The sequence below is a fragment of the Aquicoccus sp. SU-CL01552 genome (assembly GCF_040365005.1).
GTDB lineage: Bacteria > Pseudomonadota > Alphaproteobacteria > Rhodobacterales > Rhodobacteraceae > Antarcticimicrobium.
On the sequence record NZ_BAABWV010000002.1, the window covers coordinates 202,231 to 216,097 of the forward strand.

Genomic DNA, 13,867 nt, shown 5'->3' on the forward strand with positions numbered 1-13,867 from the left:
GAAGCATGAACGACACTGAAACCGATTGGTACGGACCGGAGGCGGCCACCTTCGGCGACCGCGTCGCCGGCGCCCGCGAGGCGGCCGGGATGACCCAGGCACAGCTGGCCCGTCGGCTGGGCGTCAAGAAGACCACAGTGCGCAGCTGGGAAGAGGATCTTTCGGAACCGCGTGCAAACAAGCTGTCGATGATGGCGGGGCTTCTAAACGTGTCGATCATGTGGCTGCTGACCGGCGAGGGCGAGGGCACGGCCAGCCCGGCCGAAACCAACACCGAGGCACAGGACCTGTCGGCGATCCTGGCCGAGTTGCGCGCGATCCGCTCCGAAATGCGGGCCAATGCCGAGCGCGCGGCGCGATTGGAAAAGCGGCTGCGGCTGATGGTGGAACAGGCAGAACACGTAGAGCGGGCCGGGGCATGACGGAACCACGCGACATCCGGATCAAGCGGCTGAAGATGCGCTCCATGCGGCGCGGAATCAAGGAGATGGACCTGATCCTGCAGGCCTATGCCGAACGGACGCTCGAGGACATGACGCCCGAAACCCTCGACCTCTACGAGGCGCTCCTGGAAGAGAACGACCAGGATCTGTACAAATGGGTGACCGGCCAGATCGAGACCCCGCCGCCCTATGGCGCGCTGGTCGACGAGATCGCGCGCACGTTCCAGCCATAGGGACTTCGGGCGAAAAACAAACACATCGCGCCAGCGCCGGATATTTCGGGATTTAACCGATTTTTGGCGATTTGCCGTCACCCTCCGATCAGAGCAGATCGTGTCGGAGGGATCTATGAGTATGGAAATGCAGATGAGCCTGGCCTCGCGGCAGGGCTTCATGAACAGCTACCTGGAGGCGCTGGCGCTGGTCGAACGGTTGCATCGGTTGTTGCTGGACGTGATCAAGGACGAATTCGATCGTTTCGGCATTCTCGATATCAACGCGGTGCAGGGGTTGCTGCTGTTCAACATCGGCGACCACGAGGTGACCGCCGGCGAGTTGAAGAGCCGGGGATATTACCAGGGCAGCAACGTCAGCTATAACCTGAAGAAACTGGTCGACATGGGCTACATGCACCACCAGCGCTGCGAGATCGACCGCCGCGCGGTGCGGGTGCGGCTGACCCGGCGCGGGCGCGAGATTCGCGACGTGGTCGAAACTCTGTTCGAACGCCATGCGGTCGGGCTGGAGCAGAAGGGCGTGATGACGGCGGCGGCGGTCGAGGATATCACCAGCGCGCTGAAACGGGTCGAACGCTACTGGACCGACCAGATTCGCTATATCTACTGAGGATCGAGGGCCGAGAGATTGGGCAGTTCCAGCTCGCGCAACAGCTTGCGGGCCATCGCCGCGCCATAATCGTCAAACCCGAGGGCGGTCTCGACAAAGGCGCCCGGCCCAAGGATGACCCACGCGCGGAAATAGGACGACAGTGCGCCGATATCCGCCTGGCGCCGGTCACCGCCACGCGGCGCGTCGGCCCCGATGGCCAGCGCGTTCACCGTGATCCCGCGCCGCACCAGGTCCGTCTTGACCTCGCGCGGGTGCGGCCCCTGGTTGTGATGCCCGTCGCCGGAGATATCCAGCGTGCGCCGCCAGCACGCCGGTTGATCCGCCAGCAGGTCGGCACCGTGGCGCATCGCGGCGCCCAGCCCGGTGCCCGGTGGTGCGGCGCTGCGGGCGGTTCCGGCCAAGCGCGCGGCGATCCGGGCGAGGGTGGCGTGATCGGTGACCTCGGTCCAGCCCAGCAACGGGCGCTGATACCCCGGTCCGCTCCATTCAAACACAGCCAGCCGCACCGGGGCCGCCGGCAGTGCCAGCAACGCCCGCGCGACCTGCGGATCGGTGAGCGCGGCGGCCAGCCCGTCGAGTTGCAGCCGGTACTCGGCCGCATCAACCGAGCCCGAGACATCGAGGCCCAGCGCCAGCGCCTGCCGACATTGCGCCGCAACGGGCGGGGCCAGGGCGAGCATCCCGGCAAGACCGGCGGCAAGTCGAACCGCACGGATCATCCCGGCTGTCCCGGCGCAGGGTGGGGCAGCGCCCCGACTGCGCGCGGGCGCAACTCGCGCAAGAGCTTGCGGCGCATGGCGCGTTCGTAATCGTCGAACCCCTGTGCCACCTCCAGAAAGGCGCCGGGACCGTGCAACACGTGGTCGCGATACCAGGTGACAAGGTCGATCTCGGCGCCATCGTCGGGGGCGCTGACCACCAGCCCGTTGACGGTGACCCCGGCAAAGGGAAACTCGGCATAGGCGGCGGCGGGGCCAAAGCCCTCGTTGTTCTCGCCGTCGCCAGCCATGTCGAGGGTGCGGAACAGGCAGTCGGGTCCGCGCGCCAGCAGCCCGGCGCCAAAGCCCAGGGCATAGCCCATGGCGGTGGGAAACTCGGTGTGGCCGCGGTTCGAACGGCCCAGCGTCTCGGCCATCTCCAGCAGGTCGCGCCGGCTGCGGATCAGTCGCCAGTCGGCCAGCACCTGCTGGTTATAGCGCCCGCTCCACTCATAGGCGGCGAGGGCGACGGGCAGGGGGGCGGCAAAGATCGCGCGTTCGACCGGGGGCGAGATCAGCGCCGCGGCCAGCCCGCCGCGCTGCAGCGCGTCCTCTTGCGCATCGACCGAACTGGAGACGTCCAGCGCCAGCGCCAGGGCGAGGCGACACTCGGCCGCCGCCAGCGGCGCGGCCCCAAGCCCCACCGCCCACGCCAGCGCGCGCGCCGCCGCCCTTACCAATGGCCGATGCTCTCCATGCTGACCCAGGGTTCGGCGGGGGCCAGGGCATCGCCGTTCTGCAACAGCTCGACCGAGATGTTGTCGGGCGAGCGGACAAAGGCCATGCGCCCGTCGCGCGGCGGGCGGTTGATGGTGACGCCGTTGTCCATCAGGTGCTGGCAGGTCTCGTAGATATTGTCGACGCCATAGGCGAGATGGCCGAAATGGCGGCTGTCGCTGGGCAGCCCGTCGTCGCCGTCCCAGTTGTAGGTCAGCTCGATCGGGCAGTCGGGCTGATCCGGCGGCGCCATGAAGATCAGTGAAAAGCGCCCCTCCTCGCTGTCATGGCGGCGGGTCTCGACAAGGCCCAGAAGCTGGTAGAACGCCATGGATTTTTCCAGGTCTTTCACCCGGACCATCGTATGCAGATAAGTCAGCGCCATTCTCGTGGCTCCCCCGTGTCTCGTTTGCGCCCTCAATCTAACGCCGGGACGCGGCATGTCGAGCGGCCGGGGGTCAGAACGCCGACTGGATGCCGAAATTGATGCCCATGCGCGTGGCGTCGTAGAGCGCGATGTTGCTGTCGGTGCGCGATGCCGAAATCTGCATCGTCGGGCTGAAGCCGTAATAATCGACCTTGTCGAAGATCAGGGTCACATCGGCCTGCAGCCGGTCCTCTTGCCGCCCGTCCGGGCTGTGGGGCGACACGTCATAGCTGCGGTTGCGCGCCCAGAGGCCCATCTGCATCGTGGCACCGACAATGGGCTTGGCCAGGGTCAGTTGCGCGCGCAGCCCGATCTCGCGGTATTCATCGGCGGCATTGGGCGATTGGGCGGCGGCCAGCGTCGCACCGGTCCAGAACGTCGCGCCGTTGAGGATGCGGGTGGTATAGGACAGATCGGCGCGCAGCGTGTCGCTGTCGCTGGTGGCGATGCCGAACTGGCGCTCCCCGGCCAGCCGCAGGTTGACCTTGTCGCCCGAGGCCAGGCGATAGGACTGCCCGGCAGAGAGGCGCAGGAACCGCGCGTATTCCGCGCCGCCATACCAGCTTTGGCCGCCGTCGACGACGATACGGTATTCTCCCCGCCGGTCGAAATTGAGCCCCCGGTGACCATAGCCCAGCGAATAGGTGACAAAGGCGAAATCGCTGCCCTTGGCGGTGGGGGCGATCGACTTGGCCTCACCCGAGAGCGTGTAGGTCCGTAGATCGGCGGTCAGGATCAGGTCGTTCGCCCGCGTCTCGGTCTCGGCAAAGCGATAACGGGTGGTGACCCCCAGCGCGTATTCCACCCCCGAGAGCGCGCGGGCGGTGCCGCCAAGCTCGTATTCCACCGGCTGGCCGAACAGCAGTTCCGACAGCTTGTAATTCAGAAAGGACGAGCGCGCGGACGAGCCGTTGTTGATGTTCGATTCCGGCGAGACCGAGAAGGAGAGCTGCGTCGACCAGGGGTTGCGTGCGCGCACATAGCGGAAATCGTTGATCGCCTTGCGCTCGGCGATCTCGGTCGGGGCGTGCTGCACCGCGCGGCGCAGCCACCATTGCGCGCGGGTGCGGTGACCGTCCGAGGCCAGCGCCTGCGCCATCAGCAGGGAAGAGGAATACTTCTGCGCCGCGTCCTCTGACAGGCGCCACGCGGCGCGGGCCGAGGTCTTGGCCAGCGCGAACCGGCCCAGATCGCGTGCAGCGCGCGAGCGGAGCATCAGGGCTGTGCGGTCCTCCGGGTTCCGCCCCAGCAGCGCATCGGAGAACCGCAGTGCACGCGGTGCGTCGCCGGCGCGCAGCGCCATCAGCGCCGCCAGCCGCAACTGCTCGGGCGCCAGTTCCACCGGCGCCGCCCGCAGGGGCAGGGCCAGCGCTGCCAGGATCGACAGGCCAGCCAGCCCCCGGATCACCGTTTCACGCATCGCGGGCATCGCTGCGCCCTCAGCGGTAGACGATGAAGCCGCTGGTTTCGCGCACCGAACTGGCGATCGGATCGACGCTGTTCTCGAGCACCACGACGCCGACGATCCGCTTGGCGTTGTTGCCCGAGACGATGGCATAGTAATTGCCACTCTCGAACGACTGGCTCTCGCCGGAACTGTCGACATAAGAACTGCTGACCGTGCCCAGAAGCTCGCCGTTGTCATCCATCACGCCGGGCCCGACCACGAAGGTCGCGGTGGGATAGCTGCGCAGGGTGGTGCCGGCGCTGGTTCCGATCCGGCTCAGCACGTCCGAGGTGATGTCGGTGCCCTCGATGTCAAAGATGCGACGGTTGGTGATGGTGCCGGTGACCGCGTCGCCACGCGATCCGGTGGTTTCGTCGAAATCGTCGAAATCGATGGCGATCTCGATGTCGGCGGTGGTGTACTCCAGCCCGCTGGCGCCATTGAAGTCGCGCAGACCCGCCATCTGGCCGTTGTAGATCGCCTGCCCGGTCGAAGGCAGGGTGACGCCGCCTTCGCGCTGGTAGACGAAGCCGCCGAACCCATATCCGACATAGGCGCCGGTGCGCACGATGGCGAACTTGTCCTGGCCGTTGCGGCTGACGCCGTAGATCGCCCGGTGGCTGAACTGGGAAATCGGCGCGCTGCTGTCGGGGTCGGTGGCCAGCGGGTCGGCCTCGTAGACGGCATATTGGCTCTTGCCGCCGGGCAGGCTGCTCACCTTGGTGCCGCGTGCGTATTCGTTGTCGCCGTCAAAGGCGAGGTTGTTCACGAAGAAGGTGTCGCTGTCCGCGTCATAGCTGATGTCATTGGCATAGCCGTCGCCGGAATTGCCGCCCTCGCTCTGGGTCGGCTCGCTGCGGTAGATCCCGCTGTCGGCATCGGGCGATGCGGTGCCGGGGGGCAGCGTGCGATCGCTGTCGATCCCGCTGTCGGTCCCGGTGTCGGTCGTGGTGTCCGTGGTGGTATCGGTATCGGACGCGGCATCGACAAAGGGGTTGGACCCGCCGCTGCACGCCGATAACGCCAACGCGGCCGTTGCCGCGACGATAAATCTGCTCATGACTGCCTGCCTCAGATCGTTTTTGGATCAAGTTTTTTTCACAACGTTCTGGAAACAGGGTGAAAAGTCAACGATCAATCATGGCGTGCGAAATCTTGTTCGGCAAAAATGGCGGAATTGCCATACCCGATATTGCGGTTGGCCTGTGTTGTTCGGCAAGATATGGGGGTTCGCGACTCATCTAGTGAAAGGAACCCGCCATGCCGCTGTCGCCCGAGCAAGAGGCCGAGATCGCAGATCAGCGCGCCACGCCCCAGCCCACCCTGCGCGCGGTGGCGCCGGGGATGGAGGACCACCTCTATACCGCCTACCCGGTGCTGGACCACGGGTTCGTGCGGGTGATCGACTACATGGGCGACGACGCGGCGATCTGCCAGGCCGCGCGGGTCAGCTATGGCAAGGGCACCAAGTCGGTCAGCAATGACGAGGGGCTGATCCGCTACCTGATGCGGCACTGGCACTCGACCCCCTTCGAGATGTGCGAGATCAAGCTGCATGTGAAACTGCCGGTCTTCGTCGCCCGCCAGTGGATCCGCCACCGCACCGCCAACGTGAACGAGTACTCGGCGCGCTACTCGATCCTCGACCGCGAATTCTACATCCCGGCGCCGGAGCACGTGGCGGCGCAATCCACCGTCAACAACCAGGGCCGGGGCGAATTGCTCGAGGGGGCCGAGGCCGCCCGCGTGCTGGAGATCCTCAAGGCCGACAGCGCCCGCGCCTATGACAATTACGAGGCGATGATCAGTGACGACGGCCAGCAGGGGCTGGCCCGCGAACTGGCGCGGATGAACCTGCCCGCCAACATCTATACCCAGTGGTACTGGAAGGTGGACCTGCACAACCTGTTCCACTTCCTGCGCCTGCGCGCCGATGCCCACGCCCAGTACGAGATCCGCGTCTATGCCGAAGAGATCTGCAAGCTGGTCGCCGACTGGGTCCCCTTCGCCTATCGCGCCTTCGAGGATTACCGCATGGGGGGAGCGACACTCAGCGCCACAGCCCTTGATTGCATTCGCCGGATGGTGAAAGGTGAAGAGGTGACGCAGGAGAACTCCGGCATGTCCAAGGGGGAATGGCGGGAGTTCATGGGGGTTTTGGGGTGAGGAGTTTGTATGCCTTCTAACTCGAGAAAGCTTTTTAAGAGTAAACTTTTGCCTGACGTTGGAGCGCTGTTGGAGAGCCATCGGGTTCTGAATCCGACAGGTCGAGGAAGAAGAGCACTTGGACATATAACTCGCAGTGGTGTGGTTATGCTTTGCGCTGCTTGGGAGTTGTATATTGAGGAAGTTGCAAAAGAAGCTGCCGATCATATTGCAGCGCGAGCTAGAACCCCTGATGATTTGCCTCTCCGGCTGCGGCAGAAGATTTCCCGCGTGGTAAGAAACCACAAGAACGAAGTTGCACCTTTGCTGCTTTGCGGGGATGGTTGGAGGAATGTCTATAAAAACCGCGTCAAGCAATTGTCAGAAAACCTGAATACGCCAAAATTTGGAAACATCGATGAGTTGTTTTCAAAGTGTTTGGATTTGTCAGGGGTCAATTTATCTTGGAGGCATGATAAATCTGATTTAAACGCTTTTGTATCTATTCGAGGTGAAATAGCTCATCGTGGCGCAGACGCTCGTTATGTGAAGGTCAAGGATCTTCGCGAATACAAGAATGTTATAGATGATCTGGTGAAAGATACGGATGACGCTATTTCTGCCCATATCCGAGATATAACAAGCGTTGGCACCCTGCCTTGGAGAAGGACCTAGTTCTTTTCAACAATGGAAAGTGAAGCAGGGGATATGCGGCGGACTGAAAACGCCTAAAAAATCGCCCCCAACCCCACGCCAGCGCCGGACCGGGGGCTGGCGCTGCTCCGTTTGATCGGTGCGCTTTATCCCTGCCAAATCCGGACAACATTTGAGCGACGCGCCTGCGTCGTCAAGGCGCCAGACCGCCCAGTTCAGGGCGTGCGACGCATGGCGGCCCCCCTTTATTCAACGTCCCCTCCAACGCCCCTGTCATCCCCGCGCAGGCGGGGATCTGTTCGACAGGAGGGGCAGGGAGGTCCCCGCTTGCGCGGGGATGACAACGCGAGGGGAGGGATGACAGCGTAGGGGAGGGCAGGAAAGGCCGCCGCTCACCCCCGCCGTTTCGCCCGCAGGGTCGGGTCCGCTTGCGTCGGGTCCTCGGGCCAGGGGTGGCGGGGGTATTGCGCGCGCATGTCCTTGCGCACATCCGCATAGGAGCCGGCCCAGAACCCCGGCAGGTCGCGCGTCACCTGCACCGGGCGCTGCGCCGGCGACAGCAGGGTGATCTTCAGCGGCACGCCGCCGCTGGTCGGATGCCGCGTGACCCCGAACAGCTCTTGCAGCCGCAGCGCGATCTCCGGCCCCTCGGGGCCATAGTCGATCGGCACCTTGCGCCCCAGCGGGGTGACAAAGGCCGGCGGCGCGCGGCGGTCCAGCTCCTGCTGCTGGTCCCAGCTCAGCGCGGCCTTGAGCGCGGGCAGCGGATCGAATCGCTTCCACGCCTCGCCGCTGCGCACCGTCCCCAGCATCGGCAGCAGCCAGTCCTCGAGCCGCGCCATCAGCCCGGCGTCCGAGAAATCGGGCAGTTCCGCGCCCTCCGCCCGCACCAGCTCCACCCGCGCCGCCAGCCGCGCCGCCGCCCCCTCCAGCCGCAGGCCCAGCTCGCGCACCCCGTCCAGCATGGCGCGCGCCACGTCCTCCTGCGGTGCGTCGGTCCAGACCCGGTCGTCGAGGGTGATCGCGCCGAGCCGTTCCTGCCTGCGCGCCACCACCCGCCGCTCCCGCTTCGACCAGTCGCAAATCTCGACCCAGCCGATCTGGTCGGCGAACAACTCGCGGATCTCGCGCTCGGAAATCTGCGCCGCCATGCGGATCCTGGCCTCGCGCGGGTCGCCGTCCAGATCGGTCGCCACCACGAAGGGCGCCCCGGCCAGCCCGTCACCCGGGCCCATCGCCGCCCCCTTGCCGCCCGAGAGCACGTAGCGCGGCGCTTCGCCCTTGCGCCGCTGCCCGATCCGGTCGGGATAGGCCAAGGCCGCCATTGCCGCCGCCCCCAGCCCGGGCAGCTCGGCCCGCTTCACCTGTGCGCGCAGCCGTCGCGCCTCCGACTTGATCTGTTCCAGCGCCGGGCGCAGCACCTCGTAGGGTCGCTCGCGGGTGAACCGCTTCAGGTCGCGCAGCGCCTCCAGCCGCAGCGACAGGTCACAGGGCGCGCCGCGCAACGGATCGCGCGCCTCGATCAGCGCCGCCAGCGGCGCCGCCTCCGGCCCGGCCCGCACCAGCATATGCGCCACCCGCGGGTGCAAGGGCAGCGCCGAGAGCTTGCGACCGTGATCGGTGATCCGTCCCTTGTCGTCCAGCGCCCCCAGCAGGGAGAGCAGTGCCCGCGCCTCGGCCAGCGCCCCCACCGGCGGCGGGGTGAGAAAGGCGAGATCCCCCTCCGACGCGCCCCAGAGCGCCAGTTCAAGCGCCAGCCCGGTCAGGTCCGCCGCCTCGATCTCGGCCGGGGGAAACGCCGCCAGCGCCCCTTCCTCGCCCTTGGTCCAGAGGCGATAGCACACCCCCTCGGCCACGCGACCGGCGCGGCCCGCCCGCTGGGTGGCCTCGGCGCGGGTGACCTTTTCCGTCACCAGCCGCGACATGCCGGAACCGGGATCGAACCGCGCCCGGCGCGCCTGTCCCATGTCGACCACCACCCGCACGTCCTGGATGGTGAGCGAGGTTTCCGCGATCGAGGTCGCCAGAACGACCTTGCGCCCCTTGGTCGCCGGCTGGATTGCGGCGCGCTGGGCGGCAAAGGGCAGGGCGCCGTACAGCGGCCTGACGTGACAGTCCCCCGGCAGCCGCTTGGTCAATGCCGCCTCGGCCTGCCTTATCTCGCGCTCGCCCGGCAGGAACACCAACAGGCCGCCGCCCGTGGCCCGCGTCTCCCGCTCGGCCTGTACCACCAGCTCGACCAGCGCATCGGTGCGCCGCGCTTTCAGGCCAAGGGGCCGGTCCAGCCAGCGGGTCTCCACCGGGAAACTGCGCCCCTGCGAGGTCACCACCGGCGCCTCCATCAGCGCGCCCACCGGCTCGGCGTCCAGCGTCGCCGACATCGCCAGCAGCAGCAGGTCGTCGCGCAGGGCCCCGGCCACCTCCAGGCAGAGCGCCAGCCCAAGGTCGGCATTGAGCGAGCGTTCGTGGAACTCGTCGAAGATCACCGCGCCGACACCGGGCAGGTCCGGTTCCCGCTGCAACATGCGGGTGAGGATGCCCTCGGTCACCACCTCGATCCGGGTCGCCTTCGACACCTTGGCCTCGCCCCGGATGCGATAGCCCACGGTCTGCCCCGCCGCTTCGCCCAGGGTCTCGGCCATCCGCTCGGCGGCGGCACGCGCGGCCAGGCGGCGCGGCTCCAGCATCACGATACGCCCCGTCGAATCCCCGCCGGTGCCCAGCCCGGCCTCCAGCATCGCCAGCGGCACCCGCGTGGTCTTGCCCGCGCCCGGCGGCGCCTGCAGCACGGCGCGGCCATGATCGCGCAACGCGGCCAGCAACTCGGGCAGGGCGGCCTCGATCGGCAAGGCGGGGGACGGGGCAGGGGCGGCACACATGGCCCGTCTTTTCCGCCAAACCGTCGCCGCTGTCTACCGCCGCTGTCCTGCGCCGCACCGTCCGGCTCGGCACTGGACATTCCGCGCCCGGCCAAGGCAGAAAGGGCGCCGGGCAGCAGGATGAGGCGATGGACATGAACAGCCTGGGCGACAAGATACTGAACGGCGACCGCCGCGCGCTGGCCCGCGCGATCACGCTGGTCGAAAGCGCGCGTACCGATCACCGGGCGCAGGCGACGCAATTGCTCGATCACCTGCGCGGGGCCGGGCGGCAGGCGGTGCGCATCGGCCTGTCGGGCACGCCGGGGGTGGGCAAATCCACCTTCATCGAGGCTTTCGGCATGATGCTGATCGAACAGGGGCTGCGGGTGGCGGTGCTGGCGGTCGATCCCTCCTCGACCCGCTCGGGCGGCTCGATCCTGGGCGACAAGACCCGGATGGAGCGGCTGAGCCGCGAGAAAAATGCCTTCATCCGCCCCTCGCCCAGCCAGTCGCACCTGGGCGGCGTCGCCCGCCGCTCGCGCGAGGCGGTGGCGCTCTGCGAGGCGGCCGGCTTCGACGTGGTGCTGATCGAGACGGTCGGCGTCGGCCAGTCCGAAACCGTGGTGGCCGAGATGTCCGACCTCTTCGTGCTGCTGCTGGCCCCGGCTGGCGGTGACGAGTTGCAGGGGGTCAAGCGCGGCATCATGGAAATGGCCGACCTGATTCTGGTCAACAAGGCCGACGGTGACCTGAAGCCGGCGGCGACCCGCACCTGTTCCGATTATTCCGGCGCGCTGCGGCTGCTGCGCAAGCGTCCGCAGGATCCCGAAGGGTTCCCCAAGGCGATGATGGTCTCGGCCTATACCGGCACTGGCCTGCCCGAGGCTTGGGCGGAAATGCGGGCGCTGGTCGACTGGCGGCGCGAGAACGGTCACTGGGACCGCCGCCGCGCCGACCAGGCGCTCTACTGGTTCGATCAGGAGGTGCGCCAGGCGCTGCTGGCCCGGCTGGAAACCCCGCAAGCGCGCGACGCGATGGCGGCGCTGTCGGACCGGGTGGCCAGCGGCGCGATCTCGCCCGCCGGGGCCGCGCGCGAGATGCTGGAGCGGCATCTGGGCGGCTGATCCCGGGCCCGTCCCGAAACCGTTGCGAAACCGGGATGAAACCGCCGAGGCGGGGCTTGACGACTCTCCCCGCCCCGCGTAATAGCCACCAAACGAGATTCCGGGCGCTGCCAAAGCGGCGCCCCTGTTATTTGCAGGGCCGCGCGGGGGCACATGTTCCCGGCTTCTGCGCCCGAGAAAAGACGAGGATGAACACATGTCGCGCCGTTGCGAACTGACCGGAAAAGGCCCGATGACTGGCAACAATGTCAGCCATGCGAAAAACAGGACCCGCCGCCGGTTCCTGCCGAACCTGAACGATGTGACGCTCCAGTCCGAGACCCTGGGCCGTGGCGTCAAGCTGCGGATCTCGGCCTCGGCCCTGCGCAGTGTCGATCACCGTGGCGGGCTGGACGCCTTCCTGGCCAAGGCCAAGGACGAGGAACTCTCGGCCAACGCGCTGAAGGTCAAGAAAGAGATCGCCAAGGCGGCTGCCGCCTCCTGATCCCGGCAATCCGGACGGATTTCCGCGACCCCGCGCCGCAGGCGCGGGGTTTTTCGTTTTGCTTGCGTCTCGGGCACGGCCCCGCCTATATCGCCTCAAGATGATGCAAAGCCTGCACAGATACCTGGCCCCCGTTCCGGCCCTCGTACTGGTCGCCGTCATGGTGCTCACCAGTCAGAGCATGGCCGTCGCCCGTGGGGCCACCGGCCCGGCCGGCCAGATCGTGCTGTGCACCGGCACCGGCCCGGTCGCCGTCTACATCGACGACGACGGCCAGCCCGTTGGCCCGCCACACCTCTGCCCCGATTGCGCATTGCATCTGCTCGATGCCTTCGCGGCGCCCGATATCGCGCCGGTCCCGCTGTTGGCCACCCCGCGCAAACAGCGCATCATTGCCACCCTTGCCCATGCCGAATCCCGCGCCTTCGCGCCCTCGGCGCGCGATCCTCCTGCCGCCGTCTGATTTCCTTTTTCCCCGAATTTCAGACTGTTAATGCAAGAGAGGAGAGACATCATGTCCTTCAAATCCACCCTGTTCGCCGCTGCCGCCGCCCTCAGCTTTGCCATGCCCGCCCTTGCCGGCGATATCATGGTCGAAGACGCCTATGCCCGCACCTCGACGATGAAGTCGAAATCCGGCGCCGCCTTCATGGTGCTGATGAACCACGGCGACGAGGATGACCGCCTGGTCGGCGCCAGCTCCGACGTCGCCCAGCGGGTCGAGCTGCACACCCACAAGGAGGACGCCAACGGCGTCATGCAGATGCTCAAGGTCGAAGAGGGCTTTCCGATCCCCGCCGGCGGCATGCACGCGCTCGCCCGTGGCGGCGATCACGTGATGTTCATGGGCCTGAACCGCCAGTTGGCGCAGGGCGACATCGTCACCGTCACCCTGAGTTTCGAAAAGGCCGGCGACATGACCATCGAGGTGCCCGTCGACCTCGAACGCAAGCCGATGCACGGCATGAAGATGAACCACGGAAACATGAAAAAGAACTGAGCCGCCGCATAGCGTTCCGACCCGAAGGCCGCGCCCCAAAGCGCGGCCTTTTTCATGTGCCACGCATCCAATGTCACCCCGGGCTTGACCCGGGGCCTCCACGTCCCCGAATGGATCCCGGATCAGGTCCGGGATGACAAAAAAAATGCGCCACACCTGTCACCCCGGGCTTGACCCGGGGTCTCTCGCACTGTCGGACAGATCCCGGATCAGGTCCGGGAGGGTGGTTCCGACAAACGCCCGCCTTATCCCGCCAGCAGCTCCGCCACCCATTCGGGCACCGTCTGCGTCGCCGGGCCGAACCGGGTCTCGTCGAATCGCGACACCGTGGCCGAGGGCTCCAGGTTCAGCTCCACCGTCCGCGCCCCGGCGGCGGTGGCCTCTTGCACGAAGCCGGCCGCCGGATAGACCTGCCCCGAGGTGCCGATTGCCGCAAACAGGTCCGCGCCCATCAGGTGCTCGAAAATCTCGTCCATGTAATACGGCATCTCGCCGAACCAGACGATATCGGGTCGCGCGCTGGGCGCGTGACAGGCCGGGCAGGGCTCGCCCACCCGCATCTCCGCCGGGGCCGGCCAGCGGTGGCCGCAGGCGGCGCAGAGCGCGCCGGACAGGATGCCGTGCATGTGCAGCACCCCGCGCGCGCCGGCCTTCTCGTGCAACTCGTCCACGTTCTGCGTGACGATCACCACCTCGCCGGGCCAATCCGCCTGCAGCCGCGCCAGCGCCACGTGCGCCGCGTTGGGCCGGGCCGTGGCCGCCTTGGCGCGGCGCGCGTTGTAGAACGCCTGCACCAGCGCGGGATCGCGTGCGAAACCCTCCGGCGTTGCCACGTCCTCGATCCGGTGCTGCGCCCACAGCCCGCCGGCATCGCGAAAGGTGCCCAGCCCGCTTTCCGCCGAGATCCCGGCGCCGGTCAGAATGACGATCTTTTCCATGCTCTCCGTCCCGGGTTTTC

General features: G+C 66.9%; 16 protein-coding genes. 9 read left to right on the top strand and 7 right to left on the bottom strand.

Annotation, left to right across the window (positions count from 1 at the left end):
• Positions 1-5 precede the first annotated feature (5 nt).
• The 3 genes from ABWV23_RS03660 (at position 6) to ABWV23_RS03670 (ending at position 1,289) form a co-directional block, all read left to right on the top strand.
• Positions 6-422 carry a helix-turn-helix domain-containing protein gene (locus tag ABWV23_RS03660; protein ID WP_353345032.1) on the top strand — a complete coding sequence of 139 codons (417 nt, stop codon included), beginning with the start codon at positions 6-8 and terminating at the stop codon, positions 420-422.
• Positions 419-676 carry a succinate dehydrogenase assembly factor 2 gene (locus ABWV23_RS03665; RefSeq protein ID WP_353345034.1) on the top strand — a complete coding sequence of 86 codons (258 nt, stop codon included), beginning with the start codon at positions 419-421 and terminating at the stop codon, positions 674-676. The genes ABWV23_RS03660 and ABWV23_RS03665 overlap by 4 nt, the downstream gene beginning before the upstream one ends.
• Positions 677-791: 115 nt before the next feature.
• On the top strand, positions 792-1,289 hold the full coding sequence (locus ABWV23_RS03670) for a MarR family winged helix-turn-helix transcriptional regulator (protein WP_353345036.1): 498 nt from the start codon (positions 792-794) through the stop codon (positions 1,287-1,289).
• On the opposite strand, the gene ABWV23_RS03675 is transcribed toward ABWV23_RS03670, so the two are convergent.
• The 5 genes from ABWV23_RS03675 to ABWV23_RS03695 form a co-directional block, all read right to left on the bottom strand.
• Entirely contained in the window at positions 1,283-2,011 is a 729-nt protein-coding gene (locus tag ABWV23_RS03675; RefSeq protein ID WP_353345038.1) for a DUF1194 domain-containing protein, read from the bottom strand. The genes ABWV23_RS03670 and ABWV23_RS03675 overlap by 7 nt on opposite strands.
• Entirely contained in the window at positions 2,008-2,730 is a 723-nt protein-coding gene (locus ABWV23_RS03680; RefSeq protein WP_353345040.1) for a DUF1194 domain-containing protein, read from the bottom strand. Before ABWV23_RS03680 ends, ABWV23_RS03675 begins: the two co-directional genes overlap by 4 nt.
• Entirely contained in the window at positions 2,724-3,152 is a 429-nt protein-coding gene (locus ABWV23_RS03685; RefSeq protein ID WP_353345042.1) for a VOC family protein, read from the bottom strand. The genes ABWV23_RS03680 and ABWV23_RS03685 overlap by 7 nt, the downstream gene beginning before the upstream one ends.
• A gap of 73 nt (positions 3,153-3,225) precedes the next feature.
• Positions 3,226-4,623 carry a surface lipoprotein assembly modifier gene (locus tag ABWV23_RS03690; RefSeq protein WP_353345044.1) on the bottom strand — a complete coding sequence of 466 codons (1,398 nt, stop codon included), beginning with the start codon at positions 4,621-4,623 and terminating at the stop codon, positions 3,226-3,228.
• 10 nt (positions 4,624-4,633) lie between these two features.
• Positions 4,634-5,701: a hypothetical protein gene (locus ABWV23_RS03695; RefSeq protein WP_353345046.1), complete on the bottom strand. Its 1,068-nt coding sequence runs from the start codon at positions 5,699-5,701 to the stop codon at positions 4,634-4,636.
• A 200-nt stretch (positions 5,702-5,901) separates the two neighbouring features.
• On the opposite strand from ABWV23_RS03695, the gene thyX reads away from it, so the two are divergent.
• Positions 5,902-6,807: an FAD-dependent thymidylate synthase gene (gene thyX / locus ABWV23_RS03700; protein WP_353345048.1), complete on the top strand. Its 906-nt coding sequence runs from the start codon at positions 5,902-5,904 to the stop codon at positions 6,805-6,807.
• 9 nt (positions 6,808-6,816) lie between these two features.
• A complete protein-coding gene (locus tag ABWV23_RS03705; RefSeq protein ID WP_353345050.1) occupies positions 6,817-7,461 on the top strand; it encodes an MAE_28990/MAE_18760 family HEPN-like nuclease in 645 nt (214 codons plus the stop codon).
• A gap of 371 nt (positions 7,462-7,832) precedes the next feature.
• Here the strand turns inward: ABWV23_RS03705 and hrpB are convergent, their stop codons facing one another.
• Positions 7,833-10,319 carry an ATP-dependent helicase HrpB gene (hrpB, locus tag ABWV23_RS03710; RefSeq protein WP_353345052.1) on the bottom strand — a complete coding sequence of 829 codons (2,487 nt, stop codon included), beginning with the start codon at positions 10,317-10,319 and terminating at the stop codon, positions 7,833-7,835.
• A 128-nt stretch (positions 10,320-10,447) separates the two neighbouring features.
• On the opposite strand from hrpB, the gene meaB reads away from it, so the two are divergent.
• The 4 genes from meaB (at position 10,448) to ABWV23_RS03730 (ending at position 12,909) form a co-directional block, all read left to right on the top strand.
• Positions 10,448-11,425: a methylmalonyl Co-A mutase-associated GTPase MeaB gene (gene meaB / locus ABWV23_RS03715; RefSeq protein WP_353345054.1), complete on the top strand. Its 978-nt coding sequence runs from the start codon at positions 10,448-10,450 to the stop codon at positions 11,423-11,425.
• A gap of 196 nt (positions 11,426-11,621) precedes the next feature.
• Positions 11,622-11,909, top strand: coding sequence for a 50S ribosomal protein L28 (rpmB, locus tag ABWV23_RS03720; RefSeq protein WP_353345056.1), 288 nt, complete (start codon positions 11,622-11,624; stop codon positions 11,907-11,909).
• A 100-nt stretch (positions 11,910-12,009) separates the two neighbouring features.
• Entirely contained in the window at positions 12,010-12,372 is a 363-nt protein-coding gene (locus ABWV23_RS03725; RefSeq protein WP_502901587.1) for a hypothetical protein, read from the top strand.
• A gap of 51 nt (positions 12,373-12,423) precedes the next feature.
• Positions 12,424-12,909, top strand: coding sequence for a copper chaperone PCu(A)C (locus ABWV23_RS03730; RefSeq protein ID WP_353345058.1), 486 nt, complete (start codon positions 12,424-12,426; stop codon positions 12,907-12,909).
• A gap of 245 nt (positions 12,910-13,154) precedes the next feature.
• Here the strand turns inward: ABWV23_RS03730 and ABWV23_RS03735 are convergent, their stop codons facing one another.
• Positions 13,155-13,847 (bottom strand): NAD-dependent deacylase, encoded by a 693-nt coding sequence (locus tag ABWV23_RS03735; RefSeq protein ID WP_353345060.1) that lies wholly within the window; start codon positions 13,845-13,847, stop codon positions 13,155-13,157.
• Between the last annotated feature and the right edge of the window lie 20 nt (positions 13,848-13,867).